The sequence below is a fragment of the Gilvimarinus sp. 1_MG-2023 genome, assembly GCF_030548285.1.
Window position 1 is genome coordinate 1 of the sequence record NZ_JAUOSC010001408.1, and the last position, 250, is coordinate 250.

Genomic DNA, 250 nt, shown 5'->3' on the forward strand with positions numbered 1-250 from the left:
GTCCAATCTTGTCATTCAGGGCATCAATAGTAAATGCATCGGCTGCCCATTCATTACGGATGCCGTTTCTTACTTCTTCGGTAAATGCGGGGTTACTTACGAAGTCAAGATATATCCAGAAGATACGGTCAATATAGGTCTTAGCAATCTTCGCCCCTTTGCTGCCTTTATGCTCACGTTGGAAATCTTCTAACAAGTCAGTAGCTTGTTTTAGTTTGTTTAGTGATTGTGTTATTGAGGATTGCATGGT

At 41.2% G+C, this 250-nt stretch carries 1 protein-coding gene; it reads right to left on the minus strand.

The window, feature by feature from the left end; genetic code table 11:
* On the minus strand, positions 1-250 hold a 250-nt coding region (locus Q4563_RS21470), incomplete at both ends, for a hypothetical protein (protein WP_303605967.1).